12 protein-coding genes and 2 pseudogenes are annotated in these 14,670 nt (G+C 48.7%); 7 read left to right on the top strand and 7 right to left on the bottom strand.

Annotation, left to right across the window (positions count from 1 at the left end):
* Positions 1–95 precede the first annotated feature (95 nt).
* Positions 96–2,219 carry a GAF domain-containing protein gene (locus IQ268_RS30775; protein WP_193887083.1) on the bottom strand — a complete coding sequence of 708 codons (2,124 nt, stop codon included), beginning with the start codon at positions 2,217–2,219 and terminating at the stop codon, positions 96–98.
* Positions 2,220–2,444: 225 nt separating this feature from the next.
* Here IQ268_RS30775 and IQ268_RS30770 point away from each other — a divergent pair, with 225 nt between their 5' ends.
* Both IQ268_RS30770 and IQ268_RS32610 read left to right on the top strand, forming a co-directional pair.
* Positions 2,445–2,888, top strand: a complete 444-nt coding sequence (locus tag IQ268_RS30770; protein WP_193887081.1) for a plasmid pRiA4b ORF-3 family protein — start codon at positions 2,445–2,447, stop codon at positions 2,886–2,888.
* A gap of 189 nt (positions 2,889–3,077) precedes the next feature.
* A pseudogene (locus tag IQ268_RS32610) lies at positions 3,078–3,447 on the top strand (ISKra4 family transposase); the annotation flags it as partial.
* On the opposite strand, the gene IQ268_RS30765 reads toward IQ268_RS32610, so the two are convergent.
* Complete coding sequence (locus IQ268_RS30765; RefSeq protein ID WP_228035880.1) at positions 3,409–3,975, bottom strand: hypothetical protein; 567 nt, start codon at positions 3,973–3,975, stop codon at positions 3,409–3,411. The pseudogene IQ268_RS32610 and the gene IQ268_RS30765 sit on opposite strands and share 39 nt — an antisense overlap.
* Positions 3,976–4,106: 131 nt before the next feature.
* Here IQ268_RS30765 and lexA point away from each other — a divergent pair, with 131 nt between their 5' ends.
* Positions 4,107–4,712, top strand: a complete 606-nt coding sequence (gene lexA / locus IQ268_RS30760; protein ID WP_193887079.1) for a transcriptional repressor LexA — start codon at positions 4,107–4,109, stop codon at positions 4,710–4,712.
* Positions 4,713–4,740: 28 nt separating this feature from the next.
* On the opposite strand, the gene IQ268_RS30755 is transcribed toward lexA, so the two are convergent.
* Entirely contained in the window at positions 4,741–6,012 is a 1,272-nt protein-coding gene (locus tag IQ268_RS30755; protein ID WP_193887077.1) for an FAD/NAD(P)-binding protein, read from the bottom strand.
* 109 nt (positions 6,013–6,121) lie between these two features.
* Between IQ268_RS30755 and IQ268_RS30750 the strand changes: the two genes are divergently transcribed.
* The 4 genes from IQ268_RS30750 to IQ268_RS30735 are packed head-to-tail and all read left to right on the top strand — an operon-like array spanning position 6,122 to position 9,177.
* A complete protein-coding gene (locus IQ268_RS30750) occupies positions 6,122–6,895 on the top strand; it encodes a GTP-binding protein (protein ID WP_193887075.1) in 774 nt (257 codons plus the stop codon).
* Positions 6,892–7,704, top strand: a complete 813-nt coding sequence (locus IQ268_RS30745) for a metallophosphoesterase (protein WP_193887073.1) — start codon at positions 6,892–6,894, stop codon at positions 7,702–7,704. The genes IQ268_RS30750 and IQ268_RS30745 overlap by 4 nt, the downstream gene beginning before the upstream one ends.
* Positions 7,705–7,706: 2 nt before the next feature.
* A complete protein-coding gene (locus IQ268_RS30740; protein ID WP_193887071.1) occupies positions 7,707–8,408 on the top strand; it encodes a class I SAM-dependent methyltransferase in 702 nt (233 codons plus the stop codon).
* A 37-nt stretch (positions 8,409–8,445) separates the two neighbouring features.
* The gene (locus IQ268_RS30735) at positions 8,446–9,177 is read left to right on the top strand and encodes a metallophosphatase (RefSeq protein WP_193887069.1); all 732 of its coding nucleotides are present in this window, start codon (positions 8,446–8,448) and stop codon (positions 9,175–9,177) included.
* A gap of 35 nt (positions 9,178–9,212) precedes the next feature.
* Here the strand turns inward: IQ268_RS30735 and IQ268_RS30730 are convergent, their stop codons facing one another.
* The 4 genes and pseudogenes from IQ268_RS30730 to IQ268_RS30715 all read right to left on the bottom strand — a co-directional run.
* Positions 9,213–11,750: a TonB-dependent receptor domain-containing protein gene (locus tag IQ268_RS30730; RefSeq protein WP_193887067.1), complete on the bottom strand. Its 2,538-nt coding sequence runs from the start codon at positions 11,748–11,750 to the stop codon at positions 9,213–9,215.
* 90 nt (positions 11,751–11,840) lie between these two features.
* Positions 11,841–13,070 (bottom strand): methanobactin export MATE transporter MbnM, encoded by a 1,230-nt coding sequence (locus IQ268_RS30725; RefSeq protein WP_228035879.1) that lies wholly within the window; start codon positions 13,068–13,070, stop codon positions 11,841–11,843.
* Positions 13,067–14,053 carry an MbnP family copper-binding protein gene (locus tag IQ268_RS30720; protein ID WP_193887065.1) on the bottom strand — a complete coding sequence of 329 codons (987 nt, stop codon included), beginning with the start codon at positions 14,051–14,053 and terminating at the stop codon, positions 13,067–13,069. The genes IQ268_RS30725 and IQ268_RS30720 overlap by 4 nt, the downstream gene beginning before the upstream one ends.
* 498 nt (positions 14,054–14,551) lie before the next feature.
* Positions 14,552–14,665 (bottom strand): annotated as a pseudogene (locus IQ268_RS30715) (IS200/IS605 family transposase); the annotation flags it as partial.
* Positions 14,666–14,670: the final 5 nt, after the last annotated feature.

Here is a 14,670-nt window from a genome sequence, read left to right as displayed (position 1 = left end):
CATTGCCAAGCGGTGGAACCGACCGATTCAAAATTGGAAGGCAGCGTTGTCACATTTTGCTATCCTATTTCCAGGACGCTTCAACTTTTGACGATCTAAAGGCTTACACAAAAATTTGACCACTCTCCTTGTTGCACTAGCTCATTCAAATTCACAGATTGTCGCATCAGTTCAGCCCGTCCCAGACGGGAGAAATGCAGCAACGAATTGATCAAATCTTCCATGCGCTGGGTCAGGCGAACCAGTGTTTCCAGTTTGGCTACGCCATCGTCAGTTAATGCCTTTGCATAATCTTCCAACAGAAAGTTGGCATAGTTATGAATACCCCGCAATGGTTCTTTTAGATCATGAGACGCAATGTAGGCAAAGGAATCCAGTTCTTCATTGCTCCGTTGTAACTCATAATTCATTGCGGCGAGATCCTCTGCCTGCCGCAGCACAATACCGACGATTAGGCTGCGCAGTTCGGCTATCGCTTCCACTTCACACGCCTTCCAGGGCAATGCACAACCCTGCACCGTTTCCTGCCACAATTGGAAAGATTTACGGGGGGACATCCGCAAACTACCATCATCTTGAATTTCCACAGGTTTATTGGGATTGCCACCCCAGTTCACAGTTTGAATCACCTCTGGACGAAACCAGAGAATATAGTTGCGGTGAATTCGCGAAATCTCTAGCGCTAACACCCCACTGGCGATCGCCTTAAATGCCTCAGCTGCAGGGTAGTGTTTGGGGAGCGATCGAGTTTCAAACACACTTTGATTCAAACGGGGCTTAATCCAATCTAGTAAGGCATAGATCTCTGCTTCAGATGGTGTTTTACCTATACAAATGCACCGATCTCCACTACACACAACCGCGCCAGTTGCATTGACCAGACGCAGTAATTGAGCGTTCAGTTGCTCCACACCCTCCAGAAAATGGTCAGCCTGAGACAACGTTTCAACAAATTGAGTTTGCAATGACTTCAATTGCCTTTTGTAGTCACTATCTTCACCGCTTTCTTTATTAACTAACTCCGCTGACATAACCTGTCCAATGAATTCGCATACCGTGCGGATATGGTAAGGAATATACTTAGGCGATGAATGATGACAGGCAATCAATCCCCATAGCTTCTGATCCTGTAGCAGCGAAATGGACATAGAAGCCCCCACGCCCATGTTGTGTAGATACTCTAGATGAATAGGAGACACACTGCGTAAGACTGCCAAACTTAGATCGAGCGGTTGATTGGTGAGTGGATTGTTAGCTGGAATCAAGGCAACAGACTGATATTGAGAATCTGGAATCAGTCGCAGCCAGTTGAGGGTATATAGCTGGCGGGCTTGCTTGGGAATGTCGGAGGGTGGGTAGTGTAAATCTAAATAGGGGGTTTCCTGATCCGTATCCTCCGCAATGACAATGCCCGCTCCCTCTGAGTCGAATCGGTAGACCATAACACGATCGAAGCCTGTTATGCGTCGGATTTCCTTCACCACGACTCGGCACATATCCAGCAAGGTCGATGCTTTTTGAATGCGGGTGATGGGTTCTTTGACCTGGTGATAGAAATCAAAAAAATCTGGTTTTCCTGCGGTAGCCTTGGGTTCCAGTTCCAGCAGCACCACTCCATCCCAACAATGTACAATCCCGTCAAACTCAAGCGCCTGATCCAGACACACGATCGATAGATTCAGAGGATTGACACTCTCAAAGTCTTCGGTCAGGCATTGCTGAATCTGCTGAGTTTGCTGCTCATTCAATAAGTCTGAAAGGGGTGTACCCAACAGCGCCTCCGGTACGCGACCAATCACCTCCTGAGTATTGCTGCTCACTTGAATGATGTTGAGGGTAGGAGCTTGCAAAACTAGCAGCACACCGTGCGGTTGGATTTGCCCCGGAATATGAATCGGCTCGCGATCGCAGTTTGTTAAGTCAACGTTGGCTGGATCAACCATTGCATCTATCATGCGTTCCCGCACTCCCCATAAGTTTGGTCTGGCTTCTGAAAAATAATGAGCAAGCAGTCGATGGCCCTGTTCTGCCTGTTCCTGCTCAGGAGAGAGGGTTATTTGTTCGAGTATGACTTTAATCTGCTTTAGCGCCAGTAGAGACGGCTGTATATGGGCGTTTTCCCAACGGTTAATCGTGGTGTAGGTTACGCCTAACGTGCTGGCAAATTGTTCCTGCGTCAAACCCATCAAACACCGCAAACTCCGGACCAAATGGCTCACGTCTGGTTGTTCAAGGGCAGCGGTTCTTTTTAGCATTAATACACGTTCTGAAGCTATAGCAAATGCCATATAGTAACGCACAGGCAATTATTCTCTGTCCTCAGGCTTAATTTTTTAACAATTAGGTGTGGCTAAAAAGGAACCTGCTTAGTTTTAGCAGGCGACAAAAAGGAGAGTGGAAAAAAGTTGGGGATTGCTTGAGACGTGGTGCATTAGCATTAAGGGATGCTTGAACCTGGCACCTTCGCAACCTATCAACTCCACGTTTCCCTCATTGGCATCAGTCCGATGATCTGGAGACGGCTCATGGTGAGTGAGGATAGCACCATCGAAGACCTGCACTACATCCTGCAAATTGCGCTGGGTTGGAGTGACGACCACCTCAACCGATTCATCATCCACGGCAAGGACTACGGTGTGTCGCATCCCGGTGGTATCTGGTTCAGTGATGACCCCTCTGACGTTCGCTTAGCAGACCTCCCATTACGAGAACGCGAGAAGTTTCTTTACGAGTACGACTTCAGTGATCGCTGGTGTCACCAGATTCGAGTAGAGGCAATCGCCCTTTCAGATCACCCTTTACCGGCTCCGGTTTGTCTTGCTGGAAAACGAGCGGCTCCCCCAGAAGATTGTGGCGGACCTGAGGCATTCGACAACACTACTCCCTAGGATACGGTCTGGAGATATTAGCCGATATTCGATACAACGGACCTGAGGTCATTGGGGAGCGCATTGAAGAAATCCGTCTGCTGCTGCGATGGTTGAGCCTGGAGAAGTTCGATCGCACGCTGGTCAATCGGCGACTGCAGCAGTACGCTACAGGCGATCGCGCCTGGCTATTTGTAGAGGAGATAGGGAATGCAGATTCAAGTTCAGCTTGTTTTGGATAATGGTGAACCGATGGAGATCGCTCTAACTCCATCGGGATGCCCTTTCCCCAGCAATAGTGGGGCTGACCCTGGCAGAGTCCAAAGAGATTCTTCATTCTCTGCAAGTTCAGCTTGTTGAGAGGCAGGTCAAAGAATACCAGCAACAACAGCGCCCCTGCCCTGACTGCCAGCACCCCCGACACGTCAAAGAGCATCGTTCCATCGTCTACAAAACCCTCTTTGGTAAGCTAACCCTTCCGAGCGATCGTCTCTTTCAGTGTGAGTGTCAACCTCATGAGAGTAAGAGCTTCAGTCCGCTCTCAGATCTCCTGCCTGAACGGACCGCCCCCGAACTGTTGTCCAACTCTCAGCTTTCTATAGAATCCTAGCGCACCTGGAAGGGCATGTAACCCGATTCTGCCTTGATAACCCAGTTCGTGGCTGCGGGCGTTCACGAAGTGTGTGCGAAGCACATTCGCAAAATCCACCAGATTGCCCCCAACGCCTTTATAAGTCGGAGGGTTCGTGATGAGGGGTCGATTCCAGGGGGCGGTTGCCAAAGCACTGATGTATACCAACCGTCGTCGCAACTGAGATTCAATCTGACAGCGTTTCTTCAAGACATCAAGCATCATCAGCCCCTGAGTGATCCCCTCGCACTCGATCGCGTACAGCTCATCACCTGGGAGCAACTTCGATCGGCGGCTCTTGCCCACCCAGTTCCAGTACTCATCGTCCTGACCGCTTCCTTCCAAGATCGGCTCCCAAAGCGTCTTAGCATCCTCAAGGTGCTTATCAGTCACCTCCGTCAGGATGGCATCGACGATCTGTTGATCTTGAACTTGCAGTAGCTGGATGATGCGGCTCAACGGGATAAAAAGATTCAACAACGGCTCTCATCATACGGCTTTGGGGCTTGGCATTTGCTCATCATCAAAAATCTAAGCGCCTATTTCTACCTGCTTGCCTAAAATTAAGAACAATTGTACTATAAAACCAGTTTAGCTACTTTTATCAAATGCAGTGCCCGTCTCCCCACCTAAGACTCCTTGAATACTTGGAAGCTTACATTCAGCTTCATGGTTATTCGCCTGTCATTGATGAAATGATGGCGGCAATGGAGAAGCCGCGCGGTGCCATCCAAAACAGTCTCAGATATTTAGAACGAGAGGGCTACATTGAACGGCGGTATGGAAAAGCTCGGGCTATCCGAATTCTTAAATCAAACCGAGGGGGCATTCCGATTTGGGGAACGATCGCCGCAGGCTATCTTAGCGAAGTATTCACCGATAGTCAGGATATGCTGCCAATTTCCAGTCCAAAGCTAAAACCTGGGGATTTTGCACTCCAAGTGGCTGGAGACAGTATGATTGGCGATCACATTCCGGATGGTTCATTTGTGATTATGCGTCCTGTCTCTAACCTTGCTGCATTAAAGGATGGAGAGATTGTGGCAGCGTGGGTAGAAGGTAGGGGTACAACGTTGAAGCACTTTTATCGCGAAGGCAAGCACATTTCGCTGATTGCATCTAATCCTAACTACCCGCCCATCACAGTTGATGTAGAAGAATGCCGAGTAGAGGTGCAAGGTGTCTTGTTGTGGGTTTTGCAGGGATATGAGTAGATTTGTCAGTTAAACTTGTCTGCGGGTTCTAGCGGTTAGAAAACGACAAACTGGCTTTTGTTAAGGCTGAAACGATGCGATCGCTGGTTGCTCGTGCGCCTGACAAATTACGTGCAGTGGGACCCACTCGTAATGCCGCTAACCCGCCCATCACAAATAGTTCACAACCTCGCCAGCGCAAATATTCATCCACAATGGGTAGACCGTTGACAATCTCAATAGGATGCGCGTTCAAAACCTGTTGAAGCAATGGATGAGTTGTTGAATCTAATTGACTTCCAGTTGCTAGCCAGATGCGATTAATTGACTGATGATGAATACACTCATGCACCGCTGAATTCGTACAGCAGATTTGCCAAGCATCTCCGATCCACTGCGCTTGAGATACTTGACACTGTTCGTAGAAGGTAATTTTCCCATCCCGCTCTAAACGTCGAAGTTGAGTCAGCATAGCTGGAGTCATGGAACCGCCATTACGTGCCTGCTGAATCATCTGCCAGCGAGTGTACCAATTCGGTTCTGCCCAAAAGTCTTTGAGGTATTTGGGACCTAGCCAGCCGGGATCAGCATCAAATAATTTTTCATAGACATTGCGGCGAGACATCAGCAGCACCTGTGCGCCCCGTTGAATTGCGCCAACGGCTAAATGTCCACTGGTTAATCCACCACCAATGATCAGCACCCGTTCCCCTCGGAGATGCGATTCTCTCAGATCAATTTGATGGGAGTGGAGAAGGCGTTCGCGCCAGCGATGTGGAGCATTATCGCTTGGATAATTCTGTGAAATTTGTTCAACCCATTCTGGAAGATGAAGTCGTCCTCCACCATTAGCAATCACTACTCGACGAGCAACGGTCGTTTGACCATCCGATAATTCCAACCGAAAGCGAGAACGGCGATCGCTTAAAGGTTGAATTTGCACCACCTGAGCCGGATAGACATAGGTTTGCAATTGCCAGCGGCGAACCACTTCCTGACAAAAATTCTGAAACAACCTAGTTCCTGGTAAGTCGTAGGGTGGGAAAAGTTCATTGGGGCGGCGTTCGGCAAAGGTGCGAAGGGCATGAGGATCAGGGTCAGGATGATGCACCGCAGGCGACCTGAGATGGGGAATTTCCAGTGCTGCAAACTGATGGTTCCACTGGCTCATCCACTGACCGCTGGGGTCAAACACAATGAACCGTCCTCGCATTGACTTTTTCTTTTGCAATAGATGCGTTACTAGAGTGAGCGCATGGGGGCCGGCTCCTACAATCGCAAGATCGATGGCAGCAGGCAGAGCAAACGAAGCATCAACCATGAATTAATACTGAAAACAAGAATGATTATCATTTTAGTTGTATCATGGTCTGATGTTCACTGCAAAGCAGACGAACCCCGGTTAGAGATGAGGAGTCAGTTAGAACCCAATGCAAACGTTGGATATTACCCTGGTCGCTGCTCCCTCTGGTGCAGGCAAAACCACCTGGATACAGCAGCAGATTCATTCGATCGCTGACACTGCGATCTATCTCAGCTTAGGAGCGGATGAAACACTGATTGATGCCGCCTATTTGTCAGCAGAAGTTCCTGGACTCACGGTATTACCTGTCATCCAGCTAACTGATTTTCTGGAGCGTCCTACAGTCGGATGTTCTATTTACCTGGAATTAGGGTTTCACATTGATCTGACCTCGCTCATTTTGCCTGATCAGATAGCAGATTGCCGTCGAGTAGCTGTACTGCCACCCGGAACTCGTCACACTGAATGGCACGACTGGGCAGATCTGATTGTGACGGGTGCTGAAGCAAATTTCACGTTACAACACCCTCATCTTTGGCGATCGGCGTTGTCTGGACAGGTGCTTGATCTGGCTAGTCTCAATACCTTCTGGTACGAATTGACCAACGGAGCTTATGGCACTGTTCAGCGTGCAAAAGGCATTTTTGATGTGGCCGATGGGCGATCGCTCTATTTTGATTTTGTAGCAGGATTCTCTGACACGACCCATCTAAAACTAAATCTACCGTTTTGGTTGAATGGCAGACCGGACCGTTTCAGTGGCATCGAAGTTGTGGGTGAAATGCTGGATCAAGAGGCGATCGCTCAAACAATTGAAGAGTGTTGTTTGAATGATCAAGCGATCGCCTACTACCAGCAACAAATCAAAAATTCATTAGAACCAGGAGATGAAGTGGCATGAAAATTGCAGTCATATCTTGCATTCACGGCAATTATGAAGCGTTGAATGCTGTGCTATCGGATATCGATGATCACAATGTAGACAAGATTTACTGTCTCGGTGATTTAGTGGGATACGGACCTCGTCCCAATGCGGTGGTGGAAATGATTCGCGCTCTGGATATTCCCACCTGTCAAGGCTGTTGGGATGAAGATATTGTGGAAGGGCTAAATGCTTGTGAATGTAGCTATCCCTCTGTATTAGCAGAGAAACGCGGCAAATTAGCACATGAGTGGACGAACCAGGTCATCCACCCTGAAGTGCGGGAATATCTGGCACGGCTACCCCTGAGCTTGCGCGATGACAATTTGTGTTTTGTGCATGGCAGTCCTCACAATCAGCACGAATATTTGATGCCAGAAGTCGATGCATTTGTGGCAATGGAGCGAGTGTTATCAACGGGTGCCGATATTTTGTTTTGTGGTCATACGCATGTGCCGTATGTGCGATCGCTCGATGCGGGACAACTTCAAATCCGAGTTAAATCGACTGACAAATCAGAGCAAGATATGAATTTTTCAGCACCACTCAAACGAATCGTGAATGCCGGATCGGTCGGAGAACCGCGTCATGGTAGACCCAATGCAACCTATGTGATTTATAACGCAGATACTGATCAGATTACACTGCATGAGGTGGAATACGACTATCAAAAAACCTGTGCTGCCATTGTTGAGAAAGGCTTGCCGCCGATCTTCGCGTGGCGATTAGCCAGAGGGATGGAGTTTGCCGAACGCGCCGATGATCCAACTCATGTGTGTGAGCGATAACTATGAGCGAAAACCCGTTTGATTTTGATCAGAATCCTAATTTGCCAACGACCGATTATGACATTGCAGTACGGCAAAGTATTCCGGGCTATGATGCGATGCTCACCATGCTGACAGCTTTATTCCAACTCTATTTGATGGATGACGCTCATATTCTTGTGGTTGGGGCAGGCGGTGGCAATGAAATCATTGCTTTGAGCCAAACGCATCCAACCTGGCAGTTCACGGGTGTTGATCCTTCTGAAAAAATGCTGGCAGTGGCTCAATCCAAGGTTGAATCTTTGGGAATTGAGGATCGTGTCACTCTCCATCAGGGCGTTGTGCAAGACCTGCCACAGTTTCCATTCAAGGCAGCAACCAGTCTACTCGTGATGCATTTCCTACCCGATGATGGCACCAAGTTGGATTATCTCAAGGCGATCGCCACTCGGCTTCAACCCGGTAGCCCGTTTGTGTTAGTGGATTCGCATGGAGATAAGCAATCAGAGGTGTTTAAGCGTTTGATGGATGGATGGCAGAAACGAGCACAAATGGCAGGGATGGAATCACAGCGACTCAATGAGCTTGCTGACGGATTGTGGCAGAACATACAATGTATTTCAGAAGAACGAACCCTAGAGTTGTTGGCTCAAGCTGGTTTCACTCGAATAACTCGTTTTTATACTGGCTTTATTTTCGCAGGCTGGTTCGCATTTGCAGAATAGGTGACAATTTCCAAATTACAAAGGCGTGTAGTATCAGATGACCTGTTGGGCAATTTTAAGTGGCATTGAAGGGAACTTAACTGCCTACGAAGCGGTGTTGGCAGATATTAAGCGGCAGCGACACCCGGTAGAAGAACTGTATATCCTGGGTGATGTGATTGCGGCAACCCCTGCCAGCATCAAAGTGATTCAACGAATTCAGTCTCCTCGCGCCAATGAGCCTGTGCCCCAGGTTTGTCAGGGCTGGTGGGAAGAACAGTTGCTGATCTTACATGGCTTAGGACGAACCGGAGAACCCACTGAACTGATTGAGCGATATGGTGTGGAAATGGTAAAAACTTTGTGGGATGCGATTCCGCTAGACAGGGTGGAGTGGGTGCGATCGCTCGACTTCGGTTTCTTTGAACTCGACTGTTTGTTGATTCACGGGAGTAGCGTCAGTGTGAGTGATGAGCTAACACCGGATACACCCCCAATTCAGATGCTCGATCGTCTCATGCGAACGGATGCCAACACCTTATTTTGTGGTCGTTCTGGATTGACCTTTCAGTATCAAATTCAGCAAGGCACTGTGACATCCAGTGTTATGACGTTGGATCAAACGGTTTCACCACAAGCAACCCAGGTGAAACCTCGGCAGATTGTTGGCGTTGGCAATGTTGGACGTCTTCCTGGACAGGCAACCTATACGCTTTATCAACCCAATTCCAATCAAATGGAATTCAAAACTGTTCGCTATGGTTCTGCAAGAGGATTTCAAATAAACTAAGTGAAACGAGGAATTTCCCAAGCCTATCAATTAAGTTAAAACCGCGTTTGAAATTGAATTCCAACAACACGGCGATCGCCATAATTTGCGCGAGGAGTGCCAAATGGCGTGAATGCAACCGTGAAATACTCCTGATCAAACACATTATTTGCGAATAAATATACGCCTGAGTTGTCAAATTCATGGCCAATTCGAGCATTCACTAGCACGAATGGATCTTGTTCTAATGTGTTGGCATCATCGAAATAATACGTTCCCAATCCCTGAAGTTCTAGACGGCTAAAGAAACCACCTGGACTACGATATTGGGCTGCCAGGTTAAAGGTATATTCTGGCGCGTAGGTGAGTTTATTGCCATCGAAGCTTTCGCCCGTAGAGGGGTTACTGTAGTCGGTATACTCGGCATCCGCAAAGCCGAACCCAGCAATCAGCTCTAACCCTTCCAGGGGAATGGCTCTGGCTTCGGCTTCAAAACCGACGACCCTCACTTGAGCATTGGTGATATCGGTGAAAAAGCCTTGAGCATTGGGTAAGAGAACCTGATAATCATCAATCTCATTGATGAACCCTGCAAGACTCAACGTTAATCGGTCGTCTAGCAAGGAAGATTTCAAACCAATCTCATAGTTCCAGGAGGATTCTTGCTGCACATCATTTAAAGATGCATCAGCAGTGTTGTAATTCAGCGTGACAGGGCGGTAACCACGGGTAATGCTGCCATAGGCGGCAACGTTGGGACTGAAGCGGTAAGTGACGGCAAAGCGAGGTATCAGCGCATCACCATCAATCGAATCATTAATCTCACCACTGGTGGTGACAACACCATCAAAGGTTTCGGTGCGATCGCTCCGTTCCAGTTCGTCACGGGAATACTCGTAGCGCAGTCCCACGGTGAGTGTTAATGGATCAATGGGGACGAAATTAACTTGACCAAAGGCAGCGAGTGTATCCTGATCATATTCAGCCACAGTATCGCCAAAGCGAACATCAGGGATGCCAAAGAAAGCTGCACCTTCTCGGGTATATTCAGTTTGCTGTTGATCCACATCAAACTGACGATTTTGCACATAGGCTCCTACCAACCAATTAAATCGTTCGGTATCAGTTGGGGATTGCAGTCGGAACTCCTGACTCCAAATATTGGAAAGTATCTCTGTGTTAAAACTGTACAGATCTTGCGCGGTGTAGTCACCATCGCTGCGGTAGCCTGTGTTGCTGGAGTTGTGGGCGGTAACTGAGGTAAATCGGAAGTTGTCGCCGTCATATCCGACTCTCAATGATTGAGCGGCAACGGACAAATCCAGCTCAGCGATCTCATTTTCTTCAATTTCAAACGGATTATCCTGATCGATCGCGGCATAAACAGCTCCGGCATCTTGTGAAGCGGCTCCCAGCGCGTTGAATGAAATACTCCAATCTGGGGAAGGAGTCCACAACAGATTCAGGCGGCCGGCAAGATCGGATTGATCATTGGCATCTTCATCTAGAAACGTATTTTCTGTAAAGCCGTCACGGGCACTGTAAACCCCGGATAGGCGAAATCCCAGAGTATCAGGAATTAACGTATCGCTGATGGAAGCCTGAACTCGACGCTGATTGTACGTGCCATATTCGAGTCCCAGTTGCGTTTCGAGAACCTCACTGGGAGGACGACTGGTGACATTCACGACACCTGCAATACTATTGCGTCCGTAAATTGTATTTTGCGGCCCTCTAAGGACTTCCACTTGCTCCAGATCGAACAAATCCCCTGGGAAGAGTTGGTGAAAATATTCAATTGGAACATCGTCTAAATAGAATCCAACGCTGTCCCGTACTAAAAAGTTACTGTTACTGATACCTCGAATGCTGTAAAAATTAAAGGCGCGATCGCCCACGGAGGCAAAGAAGTTGGGTGTGTTGGCGGCAATATCTCGAATCGAGTTAATCTGTGCGTCTTCAAGCTCATCTTCCGTGATTACGGTTAAGCTAATCGGCACATCAAGCGGATCTTCTGGCGTTTTCTCCGCTGTCACTACAATGTCGATTGCATCTTCATTGCTGACATCGGCTGTTGTTGTTCCGGGAGTAATACCAACAATCAAGGATTGTGTTCCCGTCTGCACCGTTGCAGTAGGGGGAGCCTCCGTTCCGGTAATGACTAACCGAACTCGGTTTCCAGGCAGACTTTCAGCCGTAATCAACGCAACTCCCTCAGCAGGTTCGGCTTGCTCGAAGCGATCGCCAGTCAGCACTGCATTGGGAATCTCGACAATCAGGGCATTGCCGACGGTAGAGGTGGTTGGAGTGACTTGCCCTTGCGTCTCCAGAACAACTTCTATGCCTGTTTCAGTTGTATTGAGTTGAATGTTGGTGATGGCGATCGCACTTTCGGCCTGCGCTTCTAGCCATTCACCAACAGTTGTATAAGACTGCTCGATCTCACTCGGTTGAGTGGGTTGAGTAACGAGTAAACTTGTCTCTTCAACAGCTTCTTCTTCACTAGTTTCCTGACTCTCCAATGCATAAGCAGGCTGAAACAGCAGCAAACCCATCACGCCTGCCGCACTCATCCCCATCCAGTATTTGATCATCGAAACACAACTCCTACACCCACAAAATTCACACCCACACCTGCACTCAAAATCCGATCGAGTACAAAAACACACCAAAATTAGATGCAATTATCTACGGGAAAAAGGATTAGCGTCAAAAGACAGGCTGTCAAACTTAGCAGATGGTACTTCGTCGTGCGGATCGCTAAAGGCTGGGTTCTGGATGAAGGTTTCATCGGTTAAGCTTCGCAAGAAAGCCAGCAAATCCTGTTTCTCTTGTTCCATAAGTTCAAAGCCTGCAATAAACTGGCTCTTGAGCGGGTTGGTGCTGCCAGTGCCAGCATAGGGACCCGAAGCAATGCTTCTGCCACCCGCTTTGTAGTGAGCGATCGCCTCCTCTAACGTTGCCACACTGCCGTCGTGCATGTAGGGAGCGGTGAGTTCAATATTTCGCAGCGTTGGTGCTTTGAAGCGCCCCATGTCGGCTGGGTTGTGGGTAATTTCATACACACCTGTGTTATTCGGCGGATAGGCTCCGTTGCCGTCAATGTTGTAGAGTCCGGTGTTGTGAAATGCGATCTCCTGAAAGGCAAGCCGTTCATGCACAATCGAGTCGCTAAAGTTCAATCCACCATGACAGTGAAAACACTCTAACCGTTCACTGTGAAATAGAGTTTCACCGCGTTTTGCAGACTCCGAAATCGCGTTTCGATCACCGCTATAGCGATAGCGATCGTAGGGTGAATTAAAAGACACGAGCGATCGTTCAAAGGAAGCGATCACTTTCATCAAATGATTCACATTAATATTCTCATCTCCTTCACCAAAAGCGGCTGCAAACATCTCACGATACTGCGGATCATCGCGCAGCATGGTTAGAATTTCATTCTCCTTACCCACCATCCCCAGTTCTATTGGATGTTCACCAAACAAGGGCACTAACCCCTGCTGTTCTAGATTGGTCATGAGCGGATTCGCCCATGTGAGTACGGAGTTATAAGCCACGTTTGCGAGACTCATGGAGTTGCGAGGATGCGATTCTCCCGTTGCGCCCACGCCAACTGGTTTGCCATCGGTAAATGCTCGCGATTGCAGATGGCAGGAACCGCAGGAAAAGTCTCCTGTCACCGAAAGACGCTTTTCGTAAAACAAATGCCTGCCTAGCTCAACTTTTGCCTGACTCATCGGGTTAGTCTCCGGCACGATCGGTCTGGGTGTCCAATCAGGCAAACCCCATTGATAGCTGGATGAACTAGAGGGTGTCGCTGCTAAGACGTGGTTGAACCCGATCGAGAGCAGGAAAGAGAGGAGGCAGGCGATCGCAAATGCTGACAAACGGTGTGGCAAACGGCGCATCATTCCACTTTAAAGAAAGTTTGCTGCTGAGCAGCACCATTAAAGGCTAGCCCAAGCGCATTCATAATGCCGACGCAATCGCTGTCATTGGGTTCAGACATACAGCCAGGAGCCGTGTTGGGTTGATTCACACTGAGATTCGTGTCTGCTACGAGTGCCGCCAGATCCGCCACAATTACATTCTGGGTTGGATCAAACTCTGTCAATGTGATGGTAGACCGATTTGGATTGCTGCAACTCGACGGACTTTGGGCACCCTCTACGCTCTCACAACCTGTGCTACCCAGATGGATGAAAAATGCCTGACTGCTGTGCTCCTCCCCATGCGGCGATTGCTGCTCTGGGCTGTGTTCACCGTCGTGGGGTGACTGATGGCTACCCTCGTGCTTGGTGGACTCGTCAGGGATCATTCCCGTTTGATGCTGATTACTGAAATCAATCCGCGCAAACTTGTAGCCCAACTGCCAGTTCCACCAGAGCGAGGTGAGGTTGAGTGGAGAAGCTGCCAGCGTCGAATCGGCATGATTTAACTCGAACGGGACTCCAACGGTGAACTGTAGCCCAACGTAGTTTCCATCGGGAACAGTACCAACAATGCGATCGTTCATTTCCACTGTTCCATTAGCGCATCCACCGGACTTATCTTCAAAGTCAAGCAGGGCTACGTTTTCATACTGCCATCGACCATCCTGCTCTAACGTAAGCGGCACAGCATTTCCACTAGCATCAATGAGGGCAACATCGGAGACATAAAAGCGAAAGTCTAACGGCGTAACGCGGCTGGCGGGTGTACCCAGCGTATAGCTTTGCTCACAGCGAAAGGGTTGGTCTCCTACTCTGGCTTGAAATTGAAGCGTCACGGTCTGCGCTTCAGCGGCTCTAGCTTGTACCCAGAGATTTGTTTTAGCCGAATGGAGCAGACCAACTCCAAGACCTCCAATGCAAGCGAGGGCAGCCGAGGTGAGCCAACGATATCGGTTTTTCATAAACGCGTGTCGGGAAGAATCATTATCACTCAGTTGAGCGCTATTTGAGCGAACACAACCTTGTGAAGTTAAACGATTCATTCCAGGTTGTCAAAAGACAGGATGTCATACTTCAGGGCATTGATTGCGTACAAGGCTCACACAAGCCAAAGAACTCTAACGTGTGATAGTAAACTTTGAACGGAACTGAAGGCTGCAAGTGCGTTTCTAATTCCTGTACCGGGCAATGGTCGAGCGGGAAGGATTGATCTCGCATTGCAAACAGGTCAGATAGGGCTGATCAGGCGTAACGAGACTGTAGAACGCTTCGCCGTTTGCCCCCATCCGACTTTTGATCAATCCATGCAATTTCAATCTAGTACGGGTAGATTCCCCGCCGCTCTGCGGCGAAAGGAGAAGCCTGCAATCCGAATCTTCAGGTTCGGGAGCAGATCTACTTCCATACCGTTAACCTAAGCCACGGAGTCACCCCCGTGGCTTAGGTTAACGGTATCAGAATCAAAAAAGACTCAATTGCTCATCTCGGTGTAGTTTTAGGTATTCATTCCCCTGATTCTGCACGTACTTCGCGATCATCCCCTCATCTCCATGCTTGCCTACCGTGCTGGCAAACTACC

The sequence above is a fragment of the Oculatella sp. LEGE 06141 genome, from assembly GCF_015207605.1.
Lineage (GTDB): Bacteria > Cyanobacteriota > Cyanobacteriia > Elainellales > Elainellaceae > Oculatella.
The sequence above is the reverse complement of the archived record's forward strand: the minus strand, read 5'-3'. Positions and strand labels throughout refer to the sequence as shown.

What these genes read in the sequence shown, in the direction of transcription:
- IQ268_RS30770 (WP_193887081.1), top strand. Translation starts at nt 2,445, where the DNA reads ATGCTTGAACCTGGCACCTTCGCAACCTATCAACTCCACGTTTCCCTC.
- lexA (WP_193887079.1), top strand. Translation starts at nt 4,107, where the DNA reads ATGCAGTGCCCGTCTCCCCACCTAAGACTCCTTGAATACTTGGAAGCT.
- IQ268_RS30755 (WP_193887077.1), bottom strand. Translation starts at nt 6,012, where the DNA reads ATGGTTGATGCTTCGTTTGCTCTGCCTGCTGCCATCGATCTTGCGATT.
- IQ268_RS30750 (WP_193887075.1), top strand. Translation starts at nt 6,122, where the DNA reads ATGCAAACGTTGGATATTACCCTGGTCGCTGCTCCCTCTGGTGCAGGC.
- IQ268_RS30745 (WP_193887073.1), top strand. Translation starts at nt 6,892, where the DNA reads ATGAAAATTGCAGTCATATCTTGCATTCACGGCAATTATGAAGCGTTG.
- IQ268_RS30740 (WP_193887071.1), top strand. Translation starts at nt 7,707, where the DNA reads ATGAGCGAAAACCCGTTTGATTTTGATCAGAATCCTAATTTGCCAACG.
- IQ268_RS30735 (WP_193887069.1), top strand. Translation starts at nt 8,446, where the DNA reads ATGACCTGTTGGGCAATTTTAAGTGGCATTGAAGGGAACTTAACTGCC.
- IQ268_RS30730 (WP_193887067.1), bottom strand. Translation starts at nt 11,750, where the DNA reads ATGATCAAATACTGGATGGGGATGAGTGCGGCAGGCGTGATGGGTTTG.
- IQ268_RS30725 (WP_228035879.1), bottom strand. Translation starts at nt 13,070, where the DNA reads ATGATGCGCCGTTTGCCACACCGTTTGTCAGCATTTGCGATCGCCTGC.
- IQ268_RS30720 (WP_193887065.1), bottom strand. Translation starts at nt 14,053, where the DNA reads ATGAAAAACCGATATCGTTGGCTCACCTCGGCTGCCCTCGCTTGCATT.